Origin of the sequence: uncultured Phycicoccus sp., from assembly GCF_947495705.1 — a bacterium.
GTDB lineage: Bacteria > Actinomycetota > Actinomycetes > Actinomycetales > Dermatophilaceae > Phycicoccus.
Window position 1 is genome coordinate 113,592 of record NZ_CANLZR010000010.1, and the last position, 26,658, is coordinate 140,249.

Here is a 26,658-nt window from a genome sequence, read left to right on the forward strand (position 1 = left end):
GCGGCCGACCGGACGACGGTCGCCCGGTCCGCCGTGGAGATACCATGCTCAGCGACCACTCCCCCACAGCGACCATCGCCGTCAAGGACCTCGAGACCGCCCGCGCCTTCTACGAGACCACGCTCGGCGCGACCCCGAAGACCGAGAACGACGAGGGCATCCTCTACACCGCCGGGTCGGGCGACTTCTTCGTCTACCGCTCGGAGTACGCGGGCAGCAACAAGGCGACCGCGATGTCCTTCATGCTCCCCGACGAGGCCTTCGACGCCGAGGTCGCCGCCCTGCGCGAGAAGGGGGTCACCTTCCAGACCTTCGACGCCCCGGGTCTGGAGTGGGCCGACGGCGTCGCGAGCATGGACGGCGGCCAGCTCCGCAGCGCCTGGTTCACCGACCCCGACGGCAACATCCTCAACATCGAGTGCGGGATGCCCACCGGGTGAGCAGGGCGGCGCGCGCGGTGTAGCCTCGCCGGTCCGCGCGCATGCGACCCACACGAGGAGGGAGGCGGTCCCGTCATGCCCACGTCGACCGCCGCCCTCCCGGCCGCCGCGACCGACGACGTCCTGGCCCAAGAGCAGGCCCACCTCGACACGGCCCGGCTGGAGCTTCGCCGGATGCGCGAGACGGCCGAGAACCTCGACGCGTCGACGGCCACGGACGCCTTCAACGCCGCCTACCTCGACCTCGTCCTGGCCCGCCGCGTCGCCTCGTTGCAGGACGACCCCCGCACGACGCTGTTCTTCGGCCGGATCGACTGCCGGACCGAGCACGGCGCGGAGACCTTCCACGTCGGGCGCCGGCACGTCTCGGACGACCGTGGCGACCCCGTCGTCGTCGACTGGCGGGCGCCCATCTCGACGGCGTTCTACCGGGCCTCCCCCGCCGAGCCGATGGGGGTCGAGCTGCGGCGCCGGTTCGGCGTCGACCACGGCCGCCTCACGGCGTACGAGGACGAGCGGCTCACGAGCGGCGACACCAGCGACCACAGCGCCATCCTCGCGGCCGAGATCGAGCGCCCCCGCTCCGGCCCGATGCGCGACATCGTCTCGACGATCCAGCCCGAGCAGGACGAGATCGTGCGCTCCGACCTCGCGACGAGCATCTGCGTCCAGGGTGCCCCCGGCACCGGCAAGACGGCGGTCGGCCTGCACCGGGCCGCCTGGCTGCTCTACTCGTTCCGCAGCCGCCTCGAGCGCTCCGGGGTCCTCGTCGTCGGGCCCAACCGCGCGTTCCTCGACCACATCGGCGCCGTGCTCCCCTCGCTCGGGGAGGTCCGGGTGCGGCACGCGACGATCGACACCCTCCTCGAGCACGGCGGCCGGGTGCGGGCCGCCGACCCTCCCGACGTCGCCGTCCTCAAGGGCGACGCCCGGATTGCCCACGTGCTGCGGGCCGCCGTCTGGTCACACCCGAGGCGGGCCGAGGAGGCCATGGTCGTCCCCCGCGGGTCGCGCAGGTGGCGGGTGCCTGCCGACGAGATCCAGGACGAGGTCGACGCGCTCGTCCGGCGCGGGGTCCGGTACTCCGCGGCACGCGACCTGCTGCCGCAGCGCCTCGCCCACCTCGTGATGCTCCGCATCGAGCGGTCCGGGGACTTCCCCGGCGACCGCGCCCAGGACGCGATCGCGAGGTCGACCCCCGTCACGCGGTACGCCAGGGACATCTGGCCCCCGGTCGACGCCCCCGCCGTCCTGTTCCGCCTCTTCTCGGATCCCGCCGCGCTCGCGGCAGCCGCGGACGGCGTGCTGACCGAGGACGAGCAGCAGCGGCTGAGCTGGCCGAGCCCGCCCCGCACCAAGGGCGCCGCCCGGTGGACCCGGGCCGACCTGGCCCTCCTCGACGAGCTCACCGACCTGCTCGAGCGGACGCCGAGCCTGGGCCACGTCGTCCTCGACGAGGCCCAGGACCTCTCCCCGATGCAGCTGCGGGCGGTCGGGCGGCGCGCCTCCACCGGGTCTCTCACCGTGCTCGGCGACATCGCCCAGGGGACGACGCCGTGGGCGACCTCGTCGTGGCAGGACGCCATGGGCCACCTGGGCCGGCCCGACCACGAGCTCGTCACCCTCGACCGCGGATTCCGGGTGCCGGGGCTCGTTCTCGAGTTCGCCGCACGGCTGCTGCCGCACATGGCTCCCGGGCTCGGCGCGCCCCGGTCGGTCCGGGACGACCCCGGGCACCTCGACGTCGTCGCGGCCGACCCGGCGCGGCGCTCCGCGGCCGTCGTCGACGCCGTGCGTCGCGCCACCACCGAGCCCGGGTCGGTCGGCGTCATCGCGCCGGACGCCTTCGTCGACGCCGTGAGCGGCGCCCTCACGGCGGCCGGGATCGCCCACGGCCGGCTCGACGCCGACCACGGCGACGACGAGGACCGCCAGGTCGAGCTCGTCCCCGCGACGATCGCCAAGGGACTGGAGTTCGACCGGGTGGTGGTCGTCGAGCCGGCCGCCATCGCGGCCGCCGAGCCGGACGAGCGCACCGGGCTGCGGCGGCTCTACGTCGTCCTGACCCGCGCGGTGTCCGGGCTCACGGTCGTCCACGCCGAGCCCCTGCCGGGGCCCCTCGCCGCCTGAGCAGCGCCCGCGGGTCAGCCAGGCGCGACGAGGAAGACGTGGTCCGTGGGGCAGCCGGAGGGCAGCCGGACCCCGCCGAGGGCGGTCGTCTCCCCGCCGCCGAGCTCGATCTTCGCGCCGTCCGTGTAGTCGACCCCGCGGAAGCGCAGCACCCCGTCGGCCAGCTCGACGCCACCGTCGAACGCGGGCACGGTCACCTGGTCGCCACCGTCGACGGTGACGCAGTCCTCGGTGATCGACAGGGTGCCGCTGAGCATCGCGTCCATCCCGGCACCACCGGAGTCGTAGGTGGCCACGGGGCCGCCGCCGGCACCCGAACAGCCGCCGAGCCCGACGGCGACGACTCCGGCGAGAGCCGGCAGGGCACGACGAACAGACATGGTGGGGTGGGCCATGGCCGCACGCTAACCGCTGGGCCGGGCGGCGCGCTCCTCCGGCGGGCGGATCGGGTCCGAACGGCGGACCCCCGGGCGGCTCAGGACCCGCCCTCGAGGTCCTCGATGTAGGCCTCCATCTCGGCGATCTCCGCGCGCTGGGCCTCGATGATCTCGTCGGCGAGCCGGCGGACGCGCGGGTCCTCGATCTGGGCGCGCTCGCTGGTGAGGATGGCGATGGAGTGGTGCGGGATCATCGCCTTCATCCACGCCACGTCGCCGACCGTCTGCTGGCTCCGGACCAGCCACAGGCCGCTGGTGAACACCAGGGCGGCCGCGGCGACGATCGCCACGTTGACCCGGCGGTTGCGGTACATCCCCAGCATGAACGCGAGCATGATCGCCGTCATCGTCGCGGCCGACATCATCGTCACGAAGAAGCGCGTCCAGCTCCAGCGCACGTGCGCGAGCTCGTAGGTGTTGAGGTACATGACGACGTACATCACGGCCGACGACGTGAGGATCATCGCGCCGAACCTCAGGTACTTCCGGACGTCGTCGGACCCGTGGCTCGTCCGGTCGGTGGTGGCGTCGTGGGTCACGGTCTTCTCCTCCGGATCGGGGACACGTCCGTGGCGAAACTACCCGGCCCGCGTGCCCTGGGGCTGCGGACCTCCGCCGCGATGTCAGACGGTGGCGGCGTCGGCGGCGACCTCGCGGATCAGCGCCCAGAGCGCCTCGACATCCGCGCGCTCGGTGGCCTCGGCGCCGATGGAGACGCGCACCATCCAGCGGCCGTCGAGCTCGCTGGCCCCGAGGAAGGCCCGCCCGGTGGCGTTGACCGCGGCGACCCAGGCGAGGGTGTGGGCGTCCAGCGCGTCGCCCCGGAGCCCCGCCGGCTCGTGGACGAGACACACGGTCTGGAGGTCGACCGGTGCGACCACCCGCCAGTCCGGCTCGGCCTCGACCTGGGCCGCCAGCCACCGGGCGTTCTCGAGGTCCCGGCGCAGCCGCGCCCGGATCGCCTCGACCCCGTCGAGCCGGAGGTGGAACCACAGCTTGAGGGCGCGGAAGCGCCGGCCGAGGGGGATGCCCCAGTCCTTGTACTGCACGACCTCGGCGTCGGTGGCCGCCCGAAGGTAGCTGGGCGTCGTCGACATCACCGACACGAGGTGGTCGACGTCGCGGACGTACAGCAGCGAGGTGTCGAGGATGGTGCCCATCCACTTGTGCGGGTTCCACGAGAGCGAGTCGGCGCCGTCGACGCCGTCGAAGAGGTGGCGGCACTCGGGCAGCAGCATCGCCGACCCGGCCATCGCGGCGTCGACGTGCACCCAGGCGCCGTACTCCCGGGCCACCTCGACGATGGCGCGGACCGGGTCCATGGCCGTCGTCCCGGTCGTGCCCACGGCGGCGACGACGACGGCGGGGACCCGGCCGGCGGCGACGTCCGCGGCCATCTCGCGGCGCAGCGCCTCGGGGTCCATCGCGTAGGTGACCGGGTCGACGTCGACGGACCGGAGGTTGTCGGCGCCGTAGCCCGCGAGCAGGACCGACTTCGGCACCGAGGAGTGCGCGTGCGGCGAGGTGTACGCGACGAGCGGCGCGTCGAGGGACTGCAGGCCACCCCGGTGCTCGGAGCCGTCACTGGCCCGTTCGCGCGCCGCGAGCATCGCGACGAGGCAGGACGTGGACGCCGTGTCCTGGATGGCGCCCCGCCACTCTGGGGACAGCCCGCACAGGTCGCGCAGCCAGTCGGTGACGACCTGCTCGACCTCGGTGAGCGCCGGCGCCGACTGCCAGGTGATGCCGAGCGCGCCCACTCCCCCGGACGCGATGTCCCCGAGAACCGAGGCGAGGCTCGCGTTGCTGGGGAACCACCCGTAGAAGCCGGGGTGCTGGGTCTGGGTGACCCCCGGCACGACGACGCGGTCGAGGTCGGCGAGGACGTCGGCGAACGGCTCGGGGGCCGACGGGGCCTCGCGCGGCAGCGCGTCCCGGACCTCGCCCGGGCGGACCTGGGCAGCGACGGGCAGCTCGGGGACCCGGGCCCGGTGGTCGGCGATCCAGTCGATGAGGGCATGGCCGGCGACGCGGAACTCCTCGGGGGTCATGCCGGTCATTGTGCCCGCGCGGGCCCTCGTCGCCAGGACCGGCCCGGTGCTCAGAGGTTGATCATGTGGCCGGCGATGCCCTCGACGGCCTCCTTGACCGACTCCGACAGCGTCGGGTGCGCGAACACGTTGCGGGACACCTCGTCGGCGGTGAGGTCCCACTTCTGGGCCAGGGTCAGCACGGGCAGCAGCTCGGTGACGTCGGGGCCGATCATGTGCGCGCCGAGGATCTCGTTGTGCTCGGCGTCGGCGACGACCTTGACGAAGCCCACGGGGTCGCCCAGACCCATCGCCTTGCCGTTCGCGCTGAACGGGAACTTGGCGGTCTTGACGTCGTACCCCTTCTCCTTGGCCTGGGCCTCGGAGTAGCCGAAGGAGCCGATCTGCGGGTGGCAGTAGGTGGCCCGCGGCACGAAGTCGTACTCGACGGGCATCGTGTCGGCGCCGGACATGTGCTCGGCGGCGACGACGCCCATGGCCTCGGCGACGTGCGCGAGCATCAGCTTGGCGGTGACGTCGCCGATGGCGTAGACGTTCTCGACGTTCGTGCGGCAGTACTCGTCGATGGCGATGGCGCCGCGCTCGGTGAGCTCGACCCCGGTGCTCTCGAGCCCGTACCCCTCGGTGCGCGGTGCGAAGCCGATGGCCGAGAGCAGCTTGTCGGCCTCGAGCACCTGCTGGTCGCCGCCGGCGGCCGGAGCCACCGTGACCTTGACGCCCGAGCCGGTGTCCTCGACCGCCTCGACCTTGGTGCCGAGCATGACCGTGACGCCGAGCTTCTTGTAGTGCTTGAGGAGCTCCTTGGAGACCTCCTCGTCCTCGGTCGGGACCATCCGGTCGAGGAACTCCACGATCGTGACGTCGACGCCGAAGTTCTTCATGACGTAGGCGAACTCGACGCCGATGGCACCGGACCCGGCGATGATGATCGAGCCGGGGAGGTTCTCGTCGAGGATCTGCTCCTCGTAGGTGACGACGTTCTCGCTCACCTCGACGCCCGGCAGCATCCGGGTAACGGCGCCGGTGGCGATGATCAGCTTGTCGAAGGTGAGCGTGCGCGTCTCGCCGTCGTTGAGGGCGACGTCCATCGAGCTCGGGCCGGTGAGCGTGCCCCAGCCGTCGATCTCCTCGATCTTGTTCTTCTTCATGAGGAAGTGGACGCCCTTGACGATGCCGGCCGAGACCTTGCGCGAGCGGGCGTGGGTGACGCCGTACTTCATCGTCGCCTCGCCCTCGATCCCGAACAGCTCCTTGTCGTGCTGGAGGGTGTGGGCGAGCTCGGCGTTCTTGATGAGCGCCTTGGAGGGGATGCACCCGACGTTGAGACAGACGCCGCCCCAGTACTGCTTCTCGACGACCGCGACCTTCTTCCCGAGCTGGGAGGCGCGGATCGCCGCGACGTACCCACCAGGACCAGCACCGAGCACCACGAGGTCGAAATCAGTCATGCTGGCACCCTATCGGGCCCCCGATGGGGTGATTCCCCCGTCCTGCTCGCGGAGATCCACGCCGACCGCCGTGGCCCGGCCGGCCAGGATCAGCCCAGGGCCCGCAACGTGCGGTGCACGGCCTCGGCCACGGGCGCCGCGGTCTCGCTGCCGTGCCCGCCCTGGCTCACGACGGCCGCCACGACCCAGCGCGGACGGTCGGACGGCGCGTAGGAGACGAACCACGAGGTGTCCCGGCTCCCGGTGACCTCGCCGGTCCCGGTCTTGCCGGCCACGGGCCAGTCCGCGGGCATCGACCGGAACGTCTCGGCGCCCGTGCCGGAGGTGACGACCGCGCGCAGCGCCCGCTGCAGGTACCGGTTCGTCGCCGCGCTCACCGGGGCGCGGCGCGTCCGGCCCGGCGCGATCGCCGTCCGCACCTCGGTGACCGGGTCGACGAGCGCCGCGCCGACGCGCGGCGTGCGCACGGTCCGGTCGTCCGCGATCGCCGCGTACATGACGGCCATCTGCAGCGGGGTCGCGAGCAGGTCGCCCTGCCCGATGGAGAAGTTCGCCGCGTCGCCGCCGCGCAGCTGGTACCCCGACTCGCAGTTCTCCGCGGCGACGGCCTCGAGGAACGACCGGCGGTCGGCGTCGGCCACCTCGGGATAGCCGGTGCGCGCGCGCCGGCACAGCTCGCCCTTCTGCTGCTCCCACGTGTCCCATCGCCACGTGCGGTCGGGCACGCGGCCCGGCGACTCCTGGGGCAGGTCGATGCCGGTGCGGCTGCCGAGGCCGAACCCGCGCGCCGTCGCGGCGAACGGCTCCGGCGTGCCGGGGCGGACGTCGAGGCCGCCCTCCCGCTGCCACTGCGTGTACGCGAGCTCGTAGAAGACCGTGTCGCAGGAGATCTCCAGAGCCCGCGACAGGCTGATGCGTCCGCGCGGGACGGTCTCGTGGTTCTTGAAGTCGCGGTCGCCGATCCGGTAGCTCGCCGGGCAGTCGTAGCGGCCGTCGAGCGATCGGCCGGCGCGCACCGCGGCCGCCACCGACGCCGGCTTGAACGTGCTCGCGGGGGCGAAGCCCGCATCCGTCGCCCGCGACAGCAGCGGGGTGTTCGCCCGAGGCGAGGTCAGGGTGGCGTACTCCGCGCTCGAGATACCCCCGGTCCACAGGTCGAGGTCGTACGTCGGGACACTCGCCAGCGCGGCGACGGCGCCGTCACGGGGGTCGAGGACGACGACGGCGCCCGCATCGGCCGCCCGGCCGCGGGCGCGGGCCTTGCGGATCTCGGCGGTCAGCGCCTTCTCGGCCGAAACCTGGACGGCGGCGTCGAGGGAGGTGACGAGGTCCTGGCCGGGCACCGGGTCGGTCCGCGAGACGACCCCGGTGACGAGCCCGCGGGCGTCGACCGCGACCACCGTCCGGCCGGGAGTGCCTCGCAGGGCCGCGTCGTACTGCTGCTCGAGGCCGGCGCGTCCCACGAGGTCGTCCGCGACGAGGTCGCCGGGGGCGGTCAGCTCCTCGGCCGTGACGGGGCCCAGGTAGCCCACGACCTGGGCCGCGCTGGCGCCCTTCGGCCGGGGGTAGACGCGGACCGCGCGGGAGCCGACGGCGATCCCGGGGAACCGGGCAGGCTGCTCGACGAGGGTGAGAGCCGTCGCGGCGTCGACGTCGTCGGCCAGGGGCACCGGCACCTGGGGCGAGCCGGCCCAGCACGCCGGAGCGGCGGGCGCCCCGTCCTCGCCGCAGAGCCAGGTCCGCCCGAGCAGGTCGTCGGGGTCGAGCCCGAGGACGGCGGCGACGTCGCGGACCTCGGCCTCGGCAGCCGCCCGGTCGTCGGCGATGACCCGGCGCTCGAGGGTGACGACGGTGCTCACCCGGTTGTCGGCCAGGGCGCGGCCGTGCCGGTCGAGGATGCGACCACGGAGGGCCGGCACGACGATGGTGCGGGTGTCGAGGGCAGCCGTCGCGCGGTCGCCGAACCCGGAAGCGCCGGCGAGCTGGACCTGTCCGAGCCGCCCGACGAGCCCCCCGAACGCGAGGACCACCGCGACGAGGACGGCCAGCATCCGGCCGTGGTGGCCGGGGCGGCGCCTCACCCGTACCGCCTCCGGACGACCGCCCGCTCGGCGCCGACGACCAGCGGGACGACGACGGCCCCGACGGTGGCCGTGAGCAGCGAGCGCACGGCGACGTCGACGAGGTCGACGGGCGCCGACACCGCCAGGGCCCGCACGACGTCGACGCCCTGGACGACGAGGGTGGCCCCGAGGGTCACGACGGCCACCCGGGGCGCGGCGACCGGGCCCGCGTGTCGGAACCGGCCGGCGAGCAGCCCCGCCGCGGCGTAGGTGAGGGCGTGCGCCCCGAGCGGCTCGGCCCCGGGCGGGACGAGGTCGACCACCCACCCGCCCGCGAGGCCCGCGACCATCCCGGCCGACGGTCCCCGCAGCAGCGCCCAGGCGACGACGAGCACGACGACGAGGTCGGGCACCGGCGCCAGGTGCCGCGCCCCGAGGGTGACGGCGAGCAGCACGGCCGCGACGAGGGCGAGGCCGCGCGCGGCGAGCACCACCCCACCCATCAGCCGGCCCCCGAGGGGGTGACCGCGGGCCGTGGTGTGGTCCGGGCCGGCGGCAGGACGACCGCGACGACGTCGAGCGAGGTCGGGTCGACGGCGGGCACGACCCGGCCCGTCGCGGCGAGGCGTCCCACGCCGGGGTCGACGTCGCTCACCGTCCCGATCCGGACCCCGGGCACGTAGGGGCGGCCGTCGACGCTGCCGAGGGTCACGACGTCGTCGCCGGGCGCCATCGCGCCGCGCTCGACGAGAGCCAGGGACACGCTGCCCGGCTCGGGGGCGGGCGCGCCGGCGGCGGCCGAACCGGACACCTCGCCGAGCACCCCGTCGGCCCCGACGCGCACCCCGACCGCGACGTCCGGGCCGCCGAGGAGGAGCACGTCGCTCGTCCACGGGGCGACGCTGACGACCCGGCCGACGAGGCCCTCGGCGGCGACGACGGCGCGGTCGACCTCGATCCCGTCGCGGGAGCCGGCGTCGATGGTCACCCGCTCGGGCCCGGCCGGGCCGGAGCGGCCGACGGCGACGACCTGGGCGATGACGACGGGGGTGCCGTCCAGGCCCGGGGCGGCGAGCAGGGCGTCGAGCTGCCCGCCGTCTCCCCGCTCGCCGAGCATCGCGTCGACGGTCGCGGACAGCTCGGCGGCGCGGCCCTCGTCGCGGGCGGGGCCGACGAGGCGCTCGAGGGGCCCGAGGACGGTGGCGGCGGACGCCCGGACCGGCCCGAGGTCGACGGCGCCGGAGAGGTCGACGAGGACGACGAGGCTGGTGACCGCGAGCGCGGTGAGCAGCAGCCGCCGCCTCATGACCGGCGGGTGTCGACGAGGACGCGCTCCAGCGTGCGGAACTCCTCGACGCATCGCCCGGCTCCCCGGACGACGGCCCGCAGCGGGTCCTCGGCGGCGCGGACGGGGACCCCGAGCTCGTGCGAGAGGCGCTCGTCGAGGCCGCGGAGCAGGGCACCGCCCCCGGTGAGCGCGATGCCCCGGTCGACGATGTCGCCGGCCAGCTCGGGCGGGCAGACGTCGAGGACGGCGCGGACGAGCTCGACGATCTGGACGACGGGGGCCTCGATGGCGCGTCGGACCTCGGCCGAGCCGATCGTCACGGTCTTCGGCAGACCGGTGACGAGGTCACGCCCGCGGACCCGTTCGGAGATCTCCTCGGTGAGGGGGAAGGCCGAGCCGGCGGCGATCTTCAGCTGCTCGGCGCTGGACTCGCCGAGCAGCAGCGAGTACTCGGCCTTCACGTGGCTGACGATGGCCTCGTCGATCTCGTCGCCGCCGATCCGCACCGTGCGCGACGTGACGAGCCCGCCGAGGCTGATGACCCCGACATCGGTGGTCCCGCCCCCGACGTCGACGACCATCGAGGCCTGGGTCTCCTCGACGGGCAGGCCGGCCCCGATGGCGGCGGCCATCGTCTCCTCGACGACGAACACCCGGCGGGCGCCGGAGCGCAGGGTGGCGTCCTCGAGGGCGCGGCGCTCGACGCTCGTGATGTCGCTCGGGACGCAGACGACGACGCGGGGGCGGACGAGCCGGGACGGCGCCACCTGGTCGACGAACCACCGGATCATCCGCTCCGTCACGTCGGCGTCGGAGATGACGCCGTCGCGCAGCGGCCGGACGGCGGTGACGGTCTCGGGGGTGCGGCCGACCATGTCCTTGGCGCGGCGGCCGGCGGCGACGAGCTGGCTCGTCCCGGTGCGGACGGCGACGACGGAGGGCTCGTCGAGGACGACGCCGCGGCCCCGTTCGTAGACGACGGTGTTGGCGGTCCCGAGGTCGATGGCGAGGTCCCTGCCGCGGACCCATCCCGCTGACCAGCCGCTCATGCCCCGCAGGCTAGGCCGGTGCGGGGGGCCGGTCGTGGTGCCACTCCGGGTGCCGCGGGCATCGGTACGGCCGCGGTGAAACATCTGTGACTCCTGATACCCCTGCGACTCCCGGGACGCATGAGGTGGCCGGTCCGCCCGGCCCGTCCCGGGTCCCGAGCCGCCCCACACACCATCACCCCGCTGCTGTCATTCGCCCCCGATCCCGGGGCGAACGACAGTCCTGGGGCGAACGGCTGTCGGTTGCCCCACGTGGCGGGGCGAACGACAGCCCGGGGGCGAACGACTGTCGGTTGCCCCACGTGGCGGGGCGAACGGCTGTCGGTTGCCCCGGATGGTGGGTCAGATGAGAGGACGCGCGACAATACTTCTTGGCCGGCCGGCCGCAATGCCGGCCAGGGGTCGCGGCCCGGTCAGAGCTCGGGGAACCAGATCGCGATCTCGCGCGCGGCCGACTCCGGGGAGTCCGAGCCGTGGACGATGTTCTTCTGGACCTTCTCGCCCCAGTCGCGGCCGAGGTCGCCGCGTATGGACCCGGGGGCAGCGGCCGTCGGGTCGGTGGCGCCCGCCAGAGCCCGGAAGCCCTCGATGCACCGCTCCCCCTCGATGACGACCGCGGCCACCGGCCCCGAGGACATGAAGGCGACGAGCGGCTCGAAGAACGGCTTGCCCTCGTGCTCGGCGTAGTGCCGGTGCAGCATGTCGGTGTCGGCGCTCGTCACCTTGAGGGCGACGAGGCGGTACCCCTTGGACTCGATCCGGCGCAGCACCTCGCCGGTGAGGCCGCGGGCGTAGCCGTCGGGCTTGACGAGGACGAGCGAGCGTTCGATGGTCACCCGGCCACCCTAGTCGGCACCGGCGGCCTCCTCCGACTCGCGCCGGGCGACGAGGGCGTCCGCCTTGAGGCCCTGGATGAGGAGCAGCACCCACAACGCCGTGAAGACGACGGCGACCCCCACCATGGCGGGCACGAGCAACGCGCTGAGCCAGGTCAGCACCTGGACCACCCAGCCGACGGTGATGCCGAGCGGGCTCCGCATGAGCCCGGACCCCACGAGTGCGAGCAGGGCGAGTCCGAGGCCCACCCAGAGCAGGCGGGTGCCGTCGGCGGCCCGACCGTCGGCGATAGCCAGGGCCCGGGCCACGAGGGCGAAGAAGGACAGGAGCACGGCCTGCCCGACCAGGGCGAGCGCGAGCAGGCGGAACGTCAGCCGGCCCTGCCGCCCGTAGAGCGGCAGCCGGGTCACCGGGAGTCCCCGCCGTGCTTCCAGCGGTAGGTCTCGACGGCCGTCTTGGCCTCCTTGAGCCCGGCGCCCGTCGCCTCGCGGTACAGCTTGATCGCCGAGATCGTCTGGTCCTGCGCGAGCTGGACCTCGATCGCCTGACGGTGCGCCTCGGGCAGCTCCTCGACCGGGACGAAGCGGACGTGGGACCCCAACGTCGGCATCCCACCGGCCCGCACCGCCCGCACGACGTACCAGACGGCGACGATGACGGCCACGATGAGGAGAAGTCGCACCAGCCACATGCCTGCAGCCTAGGTCAGCCCGAGGTACCGATCGCGCAGGCCGACGATCAGGCGGGGTCGGTGCGCAGGTACCAGACCGTGCCGTCGCCGAAGTTCGTCACCCACACCCCGTCGTCGGTCGGGGCGACGACGGCGGGCCCGGACCCCACCCGCAGTCGCTCCACGGCGGCTCCGGTCTCGGCGTCGATACGGGTCAGCAGGTCGCCCCGGTCGTCGGGCACCCAGACCCAACGACCGTCCGGGCTCGCGTGGAGGTTGACCGGGGAGCTCCCGGCCGGCACCGGCTCCCCCACCGGCTGACCGGTCCTGGCATCGAGCGCGCTCACGGTCCCCGACCGGACTCGTGACACCCACACCGTGTCCCCGGTGGCCGTGAGGTAGGCCGGCCGGTCGCCCCCCACCTCGATCTCGCGGATCTGCGACGACTCCGGGTCGACGCGCACGACGACGCCGGACCCGGTGGTGTCGTCGCCGACCCACAGGGCGCCGCCGGCCGCGACGAGGCCTCCGGCATTGATCCCGGGGAGCTCCACGGTGGTCGCCTGCTCGGTGTCGGGGTCGATCCGGGTCAGGCTCTGGCTTCCGCGGTTGCTCACCCACACGGCGCCGAACGCCTCGGCCGCCTGGTACGACGCGAACCCGGTCTCGACCGACGACCGCAGCCGCAGCGTCTCGGGATCGACCCGGTCGACGACGCCACTCTGCGTCACGACCCACAGCGAGTCCGCAGTGACCGTGATCTCACACGGCTTGGCGCTCAGCGCCAACCGGCCGGTCTCGCCGCCGGTCGCCGGGTCGAGCCGCACCAGCTCGGCATCGTCGGTGACGCTCACCCACACCGCGCCGAACCCGACGGCCACGCCGCACGGAGACCCGCCGACCTCGACCCGGTGGACGGCTGTGGTCGTCCGGCCGTCGGCGGCCGGCAGCTCGCCCCGGGGAGCCGCGTCGGACGACGGGGTGGCCGTCGACATCGCGCTCTCGCCACCGGGCGGCGCGCCGACCTCGGCTCCCCCGCCGCAGCCGCCCACGGCCAGGACCCCGATGGTGCCCGTCACGACGAGGAGCCGGCTGACCCTGAGCATGGTCGGACGGTACCCCCCTCAGGACCGCGGTGTCGAGATATATCGACAACCTGTCACCGCATCGTGCCGTACCGCCGTCGCATGGTCGAGGCGAGCGCGTCGACGGCCGACGCGTCGAGCCGGTACACGGTCCGCTCGTCGGGGCCCACGGCGGTCGTCACGAGACCGGCTGACCGCAGGAGCGCCAGGTGATGCAGGAGCGAGGTCCGCGGCTGGCCGAGTGCCTCGGACAGCTCCCGGGCGGCCGCCGGGCCGTCGCGGAGCACGTCGAGCACCCGCACGCGCACGACGTCGCCCACCGCCCGGGCCCCGGCGATCAGCCGGTCATGCTCCGTCGACTCAGGGCGCGGGGCCATTCCCGCCGGCGTCGCCAGCACCGTCCGACGGACGTCGTCGACGAACACGACGATGGGTGCCACGGCCGCCGAGGACACGAGCACCACCTCGGCGGGCATCCGCTCCGAGGTGTAGTCCAGCCCCGGCGCGGCCACGGCGATGGCCTCGCGCGGATCGAGGCCGGTGACCACTGCCCGAAGCCGCCTCGCGGATCCGCGAAGCTCCTGGCGCAGGGTGGCCTCACCCACCGGACCCCGCGCCACCGCCCACCCCTCGAGCGCGCGCAGTACCAGAGCGTGAACCTCTTCCGAGGGGGCGGAGAGCAGCCAAGGAGTGGCCTCCAGAACCGTCGTGTCGGAGCCGAGGGTCCGACGCAGGACCGAACGGGCGGCGCGGTCCCCGGTGAGCACGCCGTCGAGGATGTCGTCACCCACGAGCTCCAGCAGCTGTCGCCGCCGGCCCCCGAGCACCCAGCGATGCAGCTCCTGCGCGCTCGTCGCGGCGACGGCGTCGCGGAGGGCCTCGCTCGTCCGGGCCCGCCGTCCGACGCCGGCGAGCGGCAGGAGGTTCGCCCATGCGTACCGCCCGGCCGTGCGGGCATCCGCGACCACGTCGCCGGCTCCGGCGGCCTCCAACGAGTGCTCGATGTGCGGGGCCCCGGTGATCACGGAGCGGAACCGCCGGTCGGCGACGCACATGAGCTCGAGGAGCATCTCGTAGGAGGTGCCGGAGTCGACCCGAACGCGTTGTGCCACCACGAAGGACAACGCTAGCGCGGGCCCCACACCGGACGACCGGGCCTCGACCAGGCCGAGTACGTCGTCGACAGTCAGACGTCGGTGGTGCCCAACAGCAGCCGCACGTCGGCCGCGGTGACGACCGACCCGGTGGCCAGCACTCCCCCGCCGACCCCGCCCTCGTCGGCCATGCCCGCCGCCCGGTCGAGCGCATCGGGCAGGTCCGGCACGATCGTGACGCGGTGCTCCCCGAAGATGTCGGCCGCGATCTGGCCGAGCTCGGGGGCGCGCATCGAGCGGGGCGAGGAGTTGCGGGTGACGACGATCTCGTCGAGCGCGGACTCGAGGATCTCGAGGATCTCGACGGCGTCCTTGTCCTTCATGACGGCGACGACGCCGACGAGCTTGACGAAGGTGAAGGCCTCGCCCAGCGCGTCGCGCAGGACCCGCGCCCCGGCCGGGTTGTGCGCCGCGTCGACGAGCACGGTGGGGCTGCGGCGGACGATCTCGAGCCGCCCGGGCGACTCGACCGCGGCGAGCCCGGCGCGCAGCACGTCGAGGTCGAGAGGCTGCGCCCCACCACCGACGAAGGCCTCGACCGCGGCGACGGCCACGGCCGCGTTCTGGGCCTGGTGGGCACCGTGCAGCGGCAGGAACAGGTCCTCGTAGCCGGAGGCGAGCCCGCGCAGCGAGATCTGCTGGCCGCCCAGCGCGACGTCGTGGGCGGTGACGCCGAAGTCGTTGCTCTCGAACAGGATCCGCGCGCCGACCTCCGTGGCGCGGTCCGCCAGCACCTCGGCGGCGTCGCGGTCGCCCTGCACCGCCGCGATGGTGATGGCGTCGGCCTTGATGATCCCGGCCTTCTCCTCGGCGATCTCCGCGGGGGTGTCGCCGAGGAAGTGCCGGTGGTCGACGTCGATCGGGGTGACCACCGACACCGGGGCGTCGACGACGTTCGTCGCGTCCCACGAGCCGCCCATCCCCACCTCGACGACGGCCACGTCGACGGGCAGGTCGGCGAAGGCGGCGTAGGCGACGGCGACGAGGACCTCGAAGTACGTCATCCGCGGCCCGCCCTCGGCGGTGGAGCGGGCGTCGACGATCTCGATGAACGGGATCACGTCGTCGTAGGCGGCGAGGAACCGTTCGGCGTCGACGGGCCGCCCGCCGACCGCGATGCGCTCGAGCATCGAGTGCAGGTGCGGGCTCGTGAACCGGCCGGTCTTCAGGCCCATCTCGCGCAGGACCGACTCGATGATGCGTGCGGTGCTCGTCTTGCCGTTGGTGCCGGTGACGTGGATGACGGGGAAGGTGCGCTGCGGGTCGCCCATCAGCACCATGACGGCGCGGATCCGGTCGAGCGAGGGCTGGAGGTCGTGCTCGGGGGCCCGGGAGAGGATCGACTCCTCGACCTCGCGCATCCGCTTGCGGACCTCGAGGGCGTGCGCGGCCTCGCGCTGGGCGGCATCGGGGGCAGGCATGGGCCCATCCTCCCGCACCGCCGCCGGTCGGGTCGACGCACCCACCCCGGGTCCTGCGGGTGTCGTCAGCGGCGGGTGACGCGCAGGTGCGCCTTGTGCCCGTCGCCGACCGTGACCACCGCCACGCCGTTGCCGTCGGGCGACTCCAGCGCCTCGACCTCCTCGGCCAGGGTCTCGCCGGCCACGAGGTCGCGGTGCGCCTCGACGGCGGCGGCCACCTCGTCGTCACCGCCGACGGCCAGGGTGATCCGGTCCGAGACCTCGAGCCCGCCGTCCTTGCGCGCCTGCTGCACGGCCCGGACGAGGTCACGCGCCAGGCCCTCGCGCGCGAGCTCGGGCGTGACGCCGGTGTCGAGGACGACGAACCCGCCGCCGGGGAGCATCGCCGTGGCGTGCGACCCGTGCGTCGTCTCGACGACCGCCTCGAGGGTGTACTCGCCCTCGACGAGCGCCAGGCCACCGGAGGTGACGGTGCCGTCGTCGGCCACCGACCAGTCGCCGGTCTTGGAGCCCTTGATGGCGGTCTGCACGTCACGGCCGAGCCGCGGACCCGCGGCGCGGGCGTTGACGGTGAGGCGCTGGCTGATGCCGAAGTCGGACTCCGCGCTCTCGGACACGTCCAGGACCGACACCGTCTTGACGTTGAGCTCGTCGCGGACGATCCCGGTGAACGGCCGCAGCGCCTCGGGGTCGGTCGTCACGACGGTCAGCTCCCGCAGCGGCAGCCGGACCCGGAGCCCCTCGGCCTTGCGCAGCGAGGACCCGGTGGAGCACACGGCGCGCACCTGGTCCATCGCCGCGACGAGCGCCTCGTCGGCGGGCAGGTCCTCGGCCACCGGCCAGTCGGTCAGGTGCACCGACCGACCGCCGGTGAGCCCGCGCCACACCTCCTCGGTGACGAGCGGCAGCAGCGGGGCGGCGAGCCGCGTCAGCACCTCGAGCGTCGTGTACAGCGTGTCGAAGGCCGCCTCCGCCGCGGACGAGTCGCCGGACCCGGTGTCCCAGAACCGCTCCCGCGAGCGCCGGATGTACCAGTTGGTGAGCACGTCGGCGAAGCCGCGCACCGACTCGCAGGCGCCGGGCACGTCGTACGCGTCCATCTGGGTGGTGGTCGCCGCGACGAGGTCGCGCAGCTTGGCGAGGAGGTAGCGGTCCAGCGGGTCCCGGGACGCCGTCGACCAGCGTGCCTCGTAGCCGGCGCCGTCGTGCATCGCGTTGGCGTACAGGGAGAAGAAGTACCAGGACGACCACAGCGGCAGCAGCACCTGGCGCACGCCCTCGCGGATGCCCTCCTCGGTGACGACGAGGTTGCCGCCGCGCAGGATGGGTGAGGCCATGAGGAACCAGCGCATCGCGTCGGCGCCGTCCCGGTCGAAGACGTCGCTGACGTCGGGGTAGTTGCGCAGCGACTTGCTCATCTTCTGGCCGTCGTTGCCGAGGACGATGCCGTGGCTCATGCAGTTCTCGAACGCCGGCCGGTCGAAGAGCGCCGTGGCAAGGATGTGCAGGGTGTAGAACCAGCCCCGGGTCTGCCCGATGTACTCGACGATGAAGTCGGCCGGGAAGTGCGCGTCCTGGCTGTCGGTGCCGCTGAACCACTCGGCGTTCTCGAACGGGTAGTGCACCTGGGCGTACGACATCGAGCCGGAGTCGAACCACACGTCGAGGACGTCCTCGACCCGGCGCATCGTCGAGCGGCCGGTGGGGTCGTCGGGGTTGGGGCGGGTCAGCTCGTCGACGAACGGGCGGTGCAGGTCGGGGTTGCCGGCCCGGTCGCGCGGCAGGTCGCCGAAGTCGCGCTGCATCTGCTCGAACGAGCCGTAGACGTCGACGCGGGGGTACGCCGGGTCGTCGGACTTCCACACCGGGACCGGGCTGCCCCAGAACCGGTTCCGGGTGATCGACCAGTCGCGGGCGTTCTCGAGCCACTTGCCGAACTGGCCGTGCTTGACGTGCTCGGGCACCCAGGTGATCTGCTCGTTGAGCTCGAGCATCCGCTGCTTGATCGCCGTGACCTCGACGAACCAGGACTCGACGCCCTTGTAGATGAGGGGCTCGCGGCAGCGCCAGCAGTGCGGGTACGCGTGGTCGTAGGACTCGCGGCGGAGCAGGACCGTGCCGGGCGTCACCGACCCGGTCGGGCCCTCACCCCGCGTCGTGGCCTTGAGGTGGTCGATGACGAGCGGGTTGGCGTCGAAGACCTGGACACCCTCGTAGTCGCCGACGGGCGCGGTGAAGCGGCCGTCCTTGCCGACCGGCATGACCGCCTCGATCCCCTCACGGTCGACGACCTCCTTGTCGACCTCGCCGAACGCGCCGGCGGTGTGGACCACGCCCGTGCCGTCGGTGGTCGTCACGGCGTCGTCGGCCGCGACGACCCGGAAGGCACCCGGGTGGCCGAGGTAGTACGAGAACGGCGGGGTGTAGCCGCGGCCCACCAGGTCGGCGCCGCGGTAGCGACCCACGACCGCGAACTCGCCGTCCTCCCCCGCGAGCTCGCGCGCGTAGGCGGGCAGCCGCGCCTCGGCCAGCAGGTAGCGGGCGGTGCGGTCCGTACCCGGCACCGGAGCCTCGACGACGACGTAGTCGATGTCCGAGCCCACCATGACGGCGAGGTTCGCCGGCAGCGTCCACGGCGTCGTCGTCCAGACCAGGACGTGCGCACCGTCGAGGACGGGGTCGGTGCCGGCGTCGTCGAGGAGGTACCCGACGGTGACGGCCGGGTCCTGCCGGTTCTGGTAGACCTCGTCGTCCATCCGCAGCTCGTGGTTCGACAGCGGCGTCTCGTCGTTCCAGCAGTACGGCAGGACGCGGAAGCCCTCGTAGACGTAGCCCTTGTCGAAGAGGGACTTGAACGCCCACATGACCGACTCCATGTAGTCGGCGTTCATCGTCCGGTAGTCGTGGTCGAAGTCGACCCAGCGCGCCTGGCGGGTCACGTACTCGCGCCACTCGCCGGTGTACTTCATCACCGAGTCGCGGCACGCCTCGTTGAACTTCTCGATGCCCAGCTCGAGGATCTCGTCGGTCGTCTTGATCCCGTTCAGCCGCATGGCCTCGAGCTCGGCGGGCAGGCCGTGGGTGTCCCAGCCGAAGCGCCGCTCGACCCGGCGCCCGCGCATCGTCTGGTAGCGCGGCACGACGTCCTTGACGTAGCCGGTGAGCAGGTGCCCGTAGTGCGGCAGCCCGTTGGCGAAGGGCGGGCCGTCGTAGAAGACGAACTCGTTCTCGCCGCGCTCGCCGGCGGGCCGGTTCTGCACCGACGCCTCGAAGGTGCCGTCGGCCTCCCAGTGCGCGAGGACGGCCTCCTCCACCTGCGGCAGGCGCGGGCTGGCGGGCACGCCGAAGGCGGCGCCGGTGTGCTCGCCGGTGGTGGACACCTTGGGGTAGGTCATGGCGGTGCTGCTCCTGCGGGTCGTCGACTCGTCGGGACGAGGACGACGGGCCGGCTCGCTCGCCGGGCACCACCGCGGTACCACCTCGCTTGCCGCCGGGGGGCGGCCGCTCTTGTGCCAGGTCGTGACGTGACCCCGACGTCCGGGTCTAGTGAGGACTCGACCGAGGGCCGGGTCCCGTTCTTCCGGAGGCTCACCGCTGATGACGGCTCGAACGCCTGTGCCCCGGAGTCTAGCGCCGGTGGGCGCGTGGTTCCGACCGCGCTCCCGAAGGAGTAGCATCGCGGCGTTGCCCGAGAGGGTGACACCCACACGCACCTGTCGGGGGAAGCCGGTCGAAGTCCGGCACTGTCCCGCAGCCGTAGGCCACGCTCGTCGTGGTGAGTCGGAATGCCCGCCGGGTGCGAGCGGCTCCACAACACCGTCGAGGAATGCGGGACGGAGCCCGAGCAGGCCGGGCCTCCGGCGGTTTCGGGCATCACGTCTTGAACCGCTGAGGAAGGCCCCAATGCCCACCACCCTGATCCGCCCGGGCGCTCGCGCGCTCGGTGCCCTGCTCGTCTCCGCCGCCCTCGTGGGCGCACCGTCCGTCGCGTCCGCCGACCCGACCCCCGAGCCGTCGGCGACCGCCACGGCCACGGCCACGGCGACGCCCACGACGACCGAGGAGCCGTCGCCGACCGCGACGACCGAGGAGCCGACGCCGACCGCCTCGGCCACGGCCACGGCCGACCCGTCCCCGACGGCCACCGCGGACCCCACCCCGTCCGAGCCGGCAGCCGACGCGCAGCCGTTCGTGCGCGGTGGCGACGCTCGCGCCTACGGCGTCGCGGCCGCCGCCGGCCCCGCCACCTCGAGCGACCCGGTCCTCGTCGGCGCCGACTACCTCGAGGAGCAGCTGCGGGCCGGTGGCCACCACTTCTCCGTCGAGTTCGGCGGGGTCGCCTACCCCGACTACGGCGTCACCGCCGACGCCGTGCTCGCCCTGGCGGCCGCCGGGACCGGGCAGGACGAGGCGACGCTGGCCACCGCCTTCCTCGCCGACAACGTCGGCAGCTACGCGAGCTACGACGACGGCGACCCCACGACCGTCGACGACATCTACGCCGGCTCGGTCGCCAAGCTGCTCACCGTCGCGACCGCCCAGGGGGTCGACCCCACGGCGTTCGGCGGCTGGGACCTCGTCGCGACGCTGCAGGACCGCGAGAACCCGCAGGGCCGCTTCGTCGACCAGACGACGTGGGCCGACTACTCGAACACCTTCGGGCAGTCCTTCGCCCTTCTCGGCCTGCAGCGCGCCGGTGCCCCGGTCAGCGCGAACGCCCGCGCCTACCTGCTCGCCCAGCAGTGCCCGGGCGGCGGGTTCGCCCTCGAGATGAGCGATGCGGGCTGCTCCGACGACGCCAACGCCGACCCCGACGCCACCGCGATGGCCGTCCAGGCCCTCCTCGCCGTCGGCGGGGCCGCGACCGAGGCCGGCGCCGGCCTCGACTACCTCGCCGCGCTCCAGAACAGCGACGGCGCCGTCGGCGGTGCGGGCCCCACGGCCTCTCCCAACGCGAACAGCACCGGCCTCGCCGGCCAGGCCTTCCTCGCCGGCGGGCGCACCGCCCAGGCGCGGGCCGCCCAGCAGTACCTCGGGAGCCTCCAGTACGGCTGTGACCTCCCGGCCGCACTCCGCGGCGGCATCGCCTACGACCGGGCGGCCTACGACGCGCAGGTGACTGCGGGCGATGCGGCGGCGCCGAGCGACCAGGACCGGCGCTCGACCTCGCAGGCCCTGCTGGCCCTGGCCGGGGTGCCGCTCGGCGCGGTGACCGCCTCGGGGTCGGCTGCCGAGGCCCCCGCGCTGGCGTGCGCCACGCGGACGCCCACGTCCACCCCGACGAGCACCGGGACCCCGACGAGCACCGGCGGGGCGACGACCGGCGCCGGGTCCGGCACCGGCAGCACGGTCGCCCCGGTCGTCGCCGCAGCGGCGCCCGCCGGCGCGTTGGCCCAGACGGGCGCGTCGCCGCTGCTCCCCGTCCTCGTCGGGCTGGTGCTGCTCGCGGCCGGCGCGCTCGCCGTGTACGCGTCCCGGCGCCGGGGAGCGCACGCCTGATGCGGCGTCTCGTCCAGCGGATCACGGGAGCCGCCGCAGCGGCGGGCCTGGCAGGTGCCGGGCTCGTCGCGGCGGCGGTCCCCGCCCAGGCCGCGGCGTGCTCCGGCACCTCGGGCGTCACCGTCGTCGTCGACTTCGGTGGGTCGACGCAGGTGCGCTGCGCACCGGGCGACCCGTCGTCCGGGCTCGACGCGCTCGGCAAGGCGGGCTTCGCCATCACCTACGTCCAGACCCAGCCCGGCTTCGTGTGCCGCATCGACGGCTTCCCCGGCAGCGACCCGTGCCGCAACACCCCGCCGAGCAGCGCCTACTGGTCGTACTGGCATGCCGAGCGGGGCGGGTCGTGGACCTACAGCAGCGTCGGCGCGGGCAGCCGCAACCCGAAGCCGGGCACCGTCGAGGGCTGGTCGTTCGGCTCGGGCGGTCAGCCCGGCACCGCTCCCCCGGCCCCCACCGCGACCTCGACCCCGAAGACGACGACCTCCACGCCGAAGACCACGCCGAAGACCACGTCCAAGCCACGGACGACGACGGCGCCGAAGGCCACGACCGCGGCTCCGCGCACGACCTCCCCGGGCTCGACACCGCGGACGAGCCCGACGGCAGCGGCCGGCTCGCCCGGGACCACGCCGAGCGGGTCGCCCTCGGCGGACCCGAGCGGGTCTGCCACGCCGACCCCGGACCCGTCGGCGACCGGACTGCCGTCCGGCACCCCGGACCCGTCCGACGGCCCGACGACGTCAGCACTGCAACCCGTCACCCGTGACGACTCCGGTGGCGGCGTCGGCACCCTCGTCGCCGGCGGCGGGCTCGTCGCCCTCGTCGGGGCGGGGGCGGCCTGGGCCGCCTGGCGGCGACGAGCGGCCTGAGATGGTGACACGGTGAGCCGCGCCGTCCCCCGCGCCGTCCATCCGGCGGCGTGGTGGGTGTGGGCGCTCGGGCTCGCCGTGGCCGTGAGCACGACGAGCAACCCGGTGCTGCTGCTGCTCGCCCTGGCCGTCGCCGCGTTCGTCGTCGCGTCCCGTCGGGGCTCCTCGCCGTGGGCGCGGGCGTTCCGGCTGTACCTGTACCTCGGGCTCGCGATCATCGTCCTGCGCGTCGTGCTGCACGTCCTCGTCGGTCTCAAGATCGGGACGATCCTGCTCGTGCGGCTGCCGGAGGCGACCCTGCCCGCCTGGGCGGCCGGCATCCAGCTCGGGGGCGACCTGTACCTCGAGGGGCTGCTCGCGGCGGCCGTGCTCGGGCTGCGGCTCGCCGTCATCATCGCCTGCGTCGGCGCCGCCAACGCCCTCGCCAACCCCAAGCGACTGCTGCGGACCCTGCCGAACGCGCTCCACGAGATCGGGGCGGCCGTCGTCGTCTCGGTCTCGGTCGCCCCGCAGCTCGCGGAGTCCGTCCAGCGGGTGCGGCGTGCCCGGCAGCTGCGGGGGGACGCCACACGGGGCCTGCGGGCGGTCCCGGCCGTCGCGCTCCCGGTGCTCGAGGACACCCTCGAGCACTCGCTGCTGCTCGCCTCCGCGATGGACTCCCGCGGGTACGGCCGCACCCCGCAGGTGCCGCCGGGGCACCGGCTCGGCACCGGGCTGCTGACCCTCGGCGGTCTCCTCGCCTGCGCCGTCGGGCTGTACGGGGTGCTCGACGCCACGACCCCGGCGGTCATGGGCTCCCCGACCCTCGTGCTCGGGCTGGCGCTGGCCGGTGCCGGGCTGTGGCTCGGCGGCCGGCACGTCACCCGGTCGACGTACCGGCCGGACCCGTGGCGCACCGCCGAGTGGGTCACGGCCGGCAGCGGAGTGCTGGCCGCCGCGGCCTTCCTCGTCCTGGCCCGCACCGCCCCCGAGGCGCTGGCGATGCCGGCCTTCCCGCTCGGCGTGCCCGCGCTGCCGTTGCCGGCCGTCGCCGGGCTGCTCGTCGCCGGGCTGCCCGCGGTGCTCACCCCGGAGCCGCCGCGCCCGGTGTCCCGCCGGCCGGTCCGGGGCGCGCGGGAGGTGGTCGCCCATGGCTGAGCCGGCGATCGTCCTGGAGCACGTCAGCGTCGTCCCGCCCGAGGGGGCCGAGCCGGTCCTGCGCGACGTCGACCTCGTCGTCGAGGAGGGTGAGCTGGCGCTCGTCGTCGGGCGCACCGGCTCGGGCAAGTCGACGCTGCTCGGCGCGATGTGCGGGCGGGTCCCGCACTTCACCGGGGGCACGCTGCACGGGCGGGTGCTCGTCCACGGCCGCGACACCCGCACGCACCGCCCGCGCGACCTCGCCGACGTCGTCGGGGTCGTCGGCCAGGACCCCCTCGCGGGCTTCGTCACCGACACCGTCGAGGAGGAGCTCGCCTACGCGATGGAGCAGCTCGGGCTGCCGGCCGCGACGATGCGCAAGCGGGTCGAGGAGACCCTCGACCTGCTCGGCATCCCGGAGCTGCGCGGGGTCCCCCTGCGTGAGCTGTCGGGGGGGCAGCAGCAGCGGGTCGCCATCGGGTCGGTGCTCACGGCCCACCCCAGCGTCATCCTCCTCGACGAGCCGACGTCGGCTCTGGACCCCACCGGGGCCGAGGAGGTCCTCGCGACGATCACCCGCCTCGTCCACGACCTGGGGGTCACCGTCGTCGTCGCCGAGCACCGGGTCGAGCGGGTCCTGCACCACGCCGACCGCGTCGTGCACGTCGCCCCGGGCGGCACCGTCCACGCGGGGCTGCCGGCCGAGGTGATGCGGACGAGCGACATCGCCTCCCCGGTCGTCGAGCTCGGCCGCTGGGCCGGCTGGTCGCCGCTGCCGCTGTCGGTGCGTGACGCCCGCCGGGCCGCCGGTCCCCTGCGGGCGCACCTCCGCCCGGACGCGAACCGACCCGTGCCGCGTGCCACGGCCGCGGGCGCCGCGCCCGTGCTGCGCGCCCGCAGCGCGGTGGTCCGTCACCCGGGCGACGTCCTCGCGGTGGCCGGGGTCGACCTCGAGCTGCGGCCCGGCCAGGTGACGGCGCTCATGGGGCGCAACGGCTCGGGCAAGTCGTCCCTGCTGTGGGTCCTGCAGGGCAGCGGCCGGCTCGCCGCCGGGACGGTCGAGGTCACCGGGGCCGACGGGGCGCCGGTCGACCCCGCCGCCCTGGCTCCGGGCCCTCGACGGCGCCGGGTCGGGCTCGTGCCCCAGACCGCGACCGACCTGCTGTACCTCGACACCGTGGCCGGCGAGTGCGCCCAGGCCGACAAGGAGAGCGGGGCGCCCGAGGGGACGTGCGCCCGGACCCTCGCGCGCCTGGCCCCCGGCATCCCCGGCCCGCGCCACCCCCGGGACCTGTCCGAGGGGCAGCGGCTCGCGCTCGTCCTCGCCGTGCAGCTGACCGCCGACCCCCCGGTGCTGCTCCTGGACGAGCCGACCCGCGGCCTCGACCCCTCCGCCAAGGCCACGCTGGCGGCGACCCTGCGCGACCTCGCGGCCCGCGGGCGGTCGGTCGTCGTGTCGACGCACGACGTGGAGTTCGTCGCCGAGTGCGCCGACCGGGTCGTCGTCCTGGCGACCGGCGAGGTGGTGGCCGACGGCACGACGGCCGACGTCGTCGTCTCGTCCCCCGCGTTCGCTCCCCAGGTGGCCAAGGTGCTCGCCCCGGGGCCGTGGCTCACCGTGGCCGACGTGCGCGCCGCGGTCGCCGCGCTCGCGGAGGCCCCGCGATGACCGCCACCGAGGACGCCGGGCGCCGGGTCGCCGCGATCCGGCTGCGGCCGCGGTCCACGGTCGCCGTCGCGCTCGTGAGCCTCGCGGGAGTTGTCGCGTTCGGCTGGCCGCTGCTCGTCAGCCCCGAGTCGGGCCTGGCCCACAGCACCGATGCGCCGCTCGTCTTCGCGCTGGTCCTGCCGCTGCTGCTGGCGGTCGTCCTCGCCGAGATCGCCGAGGGCGGCCTCGACGTCAAGGCCGTCGCGATGCTCGGCGTGCTCTCGGCGGTCGGGGCGGCGCTGCGCCCGCTGGGGGCCGGTACCGCCGGGCTCGAGACGGTGTTCTTCCTCCTCGTGCTGGGCGGGCGGGTGTTCGGCCCCGGCTTCGGGTTCGTCCAGGGCGCGGTGACCCTGTTCGCGTCGGCGCTCATCACCGGCGGCGTCGGGCCGTGGCTGCCCTTCCAGATGCTCGGTGCCGCCTGGGTCGGATGGGGCGCCGGGCTCCTGCCGCGGGCGCGGGGCCGGCGCGAGGTGGCGCTGCTCGCCGGCTACGGCGCGCTCGCCGGGCTCGCCTACGGGATGCTCCTCAACCTCTCGTTCTGGCCGTTCTCGACGGGCGGGGCGACCGGGCTGTCGTTCGTCGCCGGGGCGCCGCTGACCGAGAACCTGCACCGGTTCGTCGTCTTCAGCCTGGCGACGAGCCTCGGCTGGGACCTCGGCCGCGCCCTGACCAACGTCGTCCTCATCTCGGTCACCGCCCGGCCGGTCCTCGGCGCGCTGCGGCGCGCGGCCCGCCGGGCGGCCTTCGACGCCCCGGTCCGCTTCGAGCACGCCGTCGGGGCCGAGACCGTGGCAGGGGATGCGGCGAGCCCCCGGGACCGGCTCCGGCCGCCCTTGGCACAATCGCCCCCATGAGCCCCATCGAGCTGGACCGCGACCCCGCCTGGCTGAGCCGTGAGGAGCTGGACTCGGCCCGCGAGAAGCTGCCCATCCTCTACGTCGACGCCGTGCCGGTGCGGGTCGACGAGCGCGGCGAGGTGCTGGCGCTCGGGGTGCTGCTCCGGCTCGACGGCGACGGCCGGGTGTGCCGCGAGCTCGTGTCGGGGCGGGTGCTGCACCACGAGCGGATCCGTGACGCCCTGCTGCGGCACATCGAGAAGGACCTGGGGCCGGTCGCCCTGCCGCGGGTCCCCGTCGCGCCGCAGCCCTTCACCGTGGCCGAGTACTTCCCGACCCCGGGCGTCACCCCGTTCCACGACCCCCGGCAGCACGCCGTGTCGCTGGCCTTCGTCGTGCCGGTCGCCGGTGACTGCGCCCCCCAGAACGACGCCCTCGACCTCACCTGGCTCACCCCGGCCCAGGCACTCGACCCCGGAGTGCAGGCCGAGATGGAGCGCGGCCACGGCGTCCTGCTCCGGCAGGCCCTCGCCCACCTCGGCCACCCCGTCTGA

General features: G+C 74.5%; 23 protein-coding genes and 1 riboswitch. Of the genes, 8 read left to right on the forward strand and 15 right to left on the reverse strand.

Annotation, left to right across the window (positions count from 1 at the left end; translation table 11 throughout):
• The first annotated feature begins 44 nt into the window (after positions 1-44).
• The gene (locus Q0963_RS13960) at positions 45-440 is read left to right on the forward strand and encodes a VOC family protein (RefSeq protein WP_299447083.1); all 396 of its coding nucleotides are present in this window, start codon (positions 45-47) and stop codon (positions 438-440) included.
• A gap of 75 nt (positions 441-515) precedes the next feature.
• Positions 516-2,570, forward strand: a complete 2,055-nt coding sequence (locus Q0963_RS13965) for an AAA family ATPase (RefSeq protein WP_299447086.1) — start codon at positions 516-518, stop codon at positions 2,568-2,570.
• Positions 2,571-2,584: 14 nt separating this feature from the next.
• On the opposite strand, the gene Q0963_RS13970 is transcribed toward Q0963_RS13965, so the two are convergent.
• The 15 genes from Q0963_RS13970 to ileS all read right to left on the reverse strand — a co-directional run bounded on the left by Q0963_RS13970 (position 2,585) and on the right by ileS (position 19,468).
• Positions 2,585-2,965 carry a dihydrolipoamide dehydrogenase gene (locus Q0963_RS13970; RefSeq protein ID WP_299447089.1) on the reverse strand — a complete coding sequence of 127 codons (381 nt, stop codon included), beginning with the start codon at positions 2,963-2,965 and terminating at the stop codon, positions 2,585-2,587.
• An 80-nt stretch (positions 2,966-3,045) separates the two neighbouring features.
• Positions 3,046-3,546: a DUF305 domain-containing protein gene (locus Q0963_RS13975; protein WP_299447092.1), complete on the reverse strand. Its 501-nt coding sequence runs from the start codon at positions 3,544-3,546 to the stop codon at positions 3,046-3,048.
• A gap of 84 nt (positions 3,547-3,630) precedes the next feature.
• The gene (locus Q0963_RS13980) at positions 3,631-5,058 is read right to left on the reverse strand and encodes a pyridoxal-dependent decarboxylase (RefSeq protein WP_299447095.1); all 1,428 of its coding nucleotides are present in this window, start codon (positions 5,056-5,058) and stop codon (positions 3,631-3,633) included.
• 50 nt (positions 5,059-5,108) lie between these two features.
• Positions 5,109-6,506 (reverse strand): dihydrolipoyl dehydrogenase, encoded by a 1,398-nt coding sequence (gene lpdA, locus Q0963_RS13985; protein ID WP_299447098.1) that lies wholly within the window; start codon positions 6,504-6,506, stop codon positions 5,109-5,111.
• An 89-nt stretch (positions 6,507-6,595) separates the two neighbouring features.
• Positions 6,596-8,587, reverse strand: coding sequence for a penicillin-binding protein 2 (gene mrdA, locus Q0963_RS13990; RefSeq protein ID WP_299447101.1), 1,992 nt, complete (start codon positions 8,585-8,587; stop codon positions 6,596-6,598).
• A complete protein-coding gene (gene mreD, locus Q0963_RS13995) occupies positions 8,584-9,060 on the reverse strand; it encodes a rod shape-determining protein MreD (RefSeq protein WP_299447104.1) in 477 nt (158 codons plus the stop codon). The genes mrdA and mreD overlap by 4 nt, the downstream gene beginning before the upstream one ends.
• An 11-nt stretch (positions 9,061-9,071) precedes the next feature.
• Complete coding sequence (gene mreC / locus Q0963_RS14000) at positions 9,072-9,875, reverse strand: rod shape-determining protein MreC (RefSeq protein ID WP_299447107.1); 804 nt, start codon at positions 9,873-9,875, stop codon at positions 9,072-9,074.
• Complete coding sequence (locus Q0963_RS14005) at positions 9,872-10,906, reverse strand: rod shape-determining protein (protein ID WP_299447111.1); 1,035 nt, start codon at positions 10,904-10,906, stop codon at positions 9,872-9,874. Before Q0963_RS14005 ends, mreC begins: the two co-directional genes overlap by 4 nt.
• Before the next feature lie 413 nt (positions 10,907-11,319).
• Complete coding sequence (gene ndk / locus Q0963_RS14010) at positions 11,320-11,742, reverse strand: nucleoside-diphosphate kinase (protein ID WP_299447114.1); 423 nt, start codon at positions 11,740-11,742, stop codon at positions 11,320-11,322.
• Positions 11,743-11,751: 9 nt separating this feature from the next.
• On the reverse strand, positions 11,752-12,153 hold the full coding sequence (locus Q0963_RS14015) for a DUF4233 domain-containing protein (RefSeq protein WP_299447117.1): 402 nt from the start codon (positions 12,151-12,153) through the stop codon (positions 11,752-11,754).
• Positions 12,150-12,434: a ribosomal protein L7/L12 gene (locus Q0963_RS14020; protein WP_299447120.1), complete on the reverse strand. Its 285-nt coding sequence runs from the start codon at positions 12,432-12,434 to the stop codon at positions 12,150-12,152. The genes Q0963_RS14015 and Q0963_RS14020 overlap by 4 nt, the downstream gene beginning before the upstream one ends.
• A 47-nt stretch (positions 12,435-12,481) precedes the next feature.
• Entirely contained in the window at positions 12,482-13,519 is a 1,038-nt protein-coding gene (locus tag Q0963_RS14025; RefSeq protein WP_299447123.1) for a PQQ-binding-like beta-propeller repeat protein, read from the reverse strand.
• Positions 13,520-13,572: 53 nt separating this feature from the next.
• On the reverse strand, positions 13,573-14,610 hold the full coding sequence (locus Q0963_RS14030; RefSeq protein WP_299447125.1) for a helix-turn-helix domain-containing protein: 1,038 nt from the start codon (positions 14,608-14,610) through the stop codon (positions 13,573-13,575).
• A gap of 74 nt (positions 14,611-14,684) precedes the next feature.
• Positions 14,685-16,073 (reverse strand): folylpolyglutamate synthase/dihydrofolate synthase family protein, encoded by a 1,389-nt coding sequence (locus Q0963_RS14035; RefSeq protein ID WP_299447128.1) that lies wholly within the window; start codon positions 16,071-16,073, stop codon positions 14,685-14,687.
• A gap of 65 nt (positions 16,074-16,138) precedes the next feature.
• On the reverse strand, positions 16,139-19,468 hold the full coding sequence (gene ileS, locus Q0963_RS14040; protein ID WP_299447131.1) for an isoleucine--tRNA ligase: 3,330 nt from the start codon (positions 19,466-19,468) through the stop codon (positions 16,139-16,141).
• A gap of 300 nt (positions 19,469-19,768) precedes the next feature.
• Positions 19,769-19,867, forward strand: a riboswitch (cobalamin riboswitch).
• Positions 19,868-19,976: 109 nt separating this feature from the next.
• Here ileS and Q0963_RS14045 point away from each other — a divergent pair.
• The 6 genes from Q0963_RS14045 to Q0963_RS14070 are packed head-to-tail and all read left to right on the forward strand — an operon-like array spanning position 19,977 to position 26,658.
• A complete protein-coding gene (locus tag Q0963_RS14045; protein ID WP_299447134.1) occupies positions 19,977-21,572 on the forward strand; it encodes an LPXTG cell wall anchor domain-containing protein in 1,596 nt (531 codons plus the stop codon).
• Positions 21,572-22,441, forward strand: a complete 870-nt coding sequence (locus Q0963_RS14050) for a hypothetical protein (RefSeq protein ID WP_299447137.1) — start codon at positions 21,572-21,574, stop codon at positions 22,439-22,441. Before Q0963_RS14045 ends, Q0963_RS14050 begins: the two co-directional genes overlap by 1 nt.
• Before the next feature lie 12 nt (positions 22,442-22,453).
• Complete coding sequence (locus tag Q0963_RS14055) at positions 22,454-23,578, forward strand: energy-coupling factor transporter transmembrane component T (protein ID WP_299447140.1); 1,125 nt, start codon at positions 22,454-22,456, stop codon at positions 23,576-23,578.
• Positions 23,571-25,229, forward strand: a complete 1,659-nt coding sequence (locus Q0963_RS14060) for an ABC transporter ATP-binding protein (protein WP_299447143.1) — start codon at positions 23,571-23,573, stop codon at positions 25,227-25,229. The genes Q0963_RS14055 and Q0963_RS14060 overlap by 8 nt, the downstream gene beginning before the upstream one ends.
• Positions 25,226-26,122 (forward strand): ECF transporter S component, encoded by an 897-nt coding sequence (locus tag Q0963_RS14065; RefSeq protein ID WP_299447146.1) that lies wholly within the window; start codon positions 25,226-25,228, stop codon positions 26,120-26,122. Before Q0963_RS14060 ends, Q0963_RS14065 begins: the two co-directional genes overlap by 4 nt.
• Positions 26,119-26,658, forward strand: coding sequence for an NUDIX hydrolase family protein (locus tag Q0963_RS14070; protein WP_299447149.1), 540 nt, complete (start codon positions 26,119-26,121; stop codon positions 26,656-26,658). Before Q0963_RS14065 ends, Q0963_RS14070 begins: the two co-directional genes overlap by 4 nt.

Bases quoted from the DNA above. Each gene is read 5' to 3' on its own strand.
- Q0963_RS13960 (WP_299447083.1), top strand. From the start codon at position 45: ATGCTCAGCGACCACTCCCCCACAGCGACCATCGCCGTCAAGGACCTC.
- Q0963_RS13965 (WP_299447086.1), top strand. From the start codon at position 516: ATGCCCACGTCGACCGCCGCCCTCCCGGCCGCCGCGACCGACGACGTC.
- Q0963_RS13970 (WP_299447089.1), bottom strand. From the start codon at position 2,965: ATGGCCCACCCCACCATGTCTGTTCGTCGTGCCCTGCCGGCTCTCGCC.
- Q0963_RS13980 (WP_299447095.1), bottom strand. From the start codon at position 5,058: ATGACCCCCGAGGAGTTCCGCGTCGCCGGCCATGCCCTCATCGACTGG.
- lpdA (WP_299447098.1), bottom strand. From the start codon at position 6,506: ATGACTGATTTCGACCTCGTGGTGCTCGGTGCTGGTCCTGGTGGGTAC.
- mreC (WP_299447107.1), bottom strand. From the start codon at position 9,875: ATGAGGCGGCGGCTGCTGCTCACCGCGCTCGCGGTCACCAGCCTCGTC.
- Q0963_RS14005 (WP_299447111.1), bottom strand. From the start codon at position 10,906: ATGAGCGGCTGGTCAGCGGGATGGGTCCGCGGCAGGGACCTCGCCATC.
- Q0963_RS14020 (WP_299447120.1), bottom strand. From the start codon at position 12,434: ATGTGGCTGGTGCGACTTCTCCTCATCGTGGCCGTCATCGTCGCCGTC.
- Q0963_RS14025 (WP_299447123.1), bottom strand. From the start codon at position 13,519: ATGCTCAGGGTCAGCCGGCTCCTCGTCGTGACGGGCACCATCGGGGTC.
- Q0963_RS14035 (WP_299447128.1), bottom strand. From the start codon at position 16,073: ATGCCTGCCCCCGATGCCGCCCAGCGCGAGGCCGCGCACGCCCTCGAG.
- ileS (WP_299447131.1), bottom strand. From the start codon at position 19,468: ATGACCTACCCCAAGGTGTCCACCACCGGCGAGCACACCGGCGCCGCC.
- Q0963_RS14045 (WP_299447134.1), top strand. From the start codon at position 19,977: ATGCCCACCACCCTGATCCGCCCGGGCGCTCGCGCGCTCGGTGCCCTG.
- Q0963_RS14050 (WP_299447137.1), top strand. From the start codon at position 21,572: ATGCGGCGTCTCGTCCAGCGGATCACGGGAGCCGCCGCAGCGGCGGGC.
- Q0963_RS14060 (WP_299447143.1), top strand. From the start codon at position 23,571: ATGGCTGAGCCGGCGATCGTCCTGGAGCACGTCAGCGTCGTCCCGCCC.
- Q0963_RS14065 (WP_299447146.1), top strand. From the start codon at position 25,226: ATGACCGCCACCGAGGACGCCGGGCGCCGGGTCGCCGCGATCCGGCTG.
- Q0963_RS14070 (WP_299447149.1), top strand. From the start codon at position 26,119: ATGAGCCCCATCGAGCTGGACCGCGACCCCGCCTGGCTGAGCCGTGAG.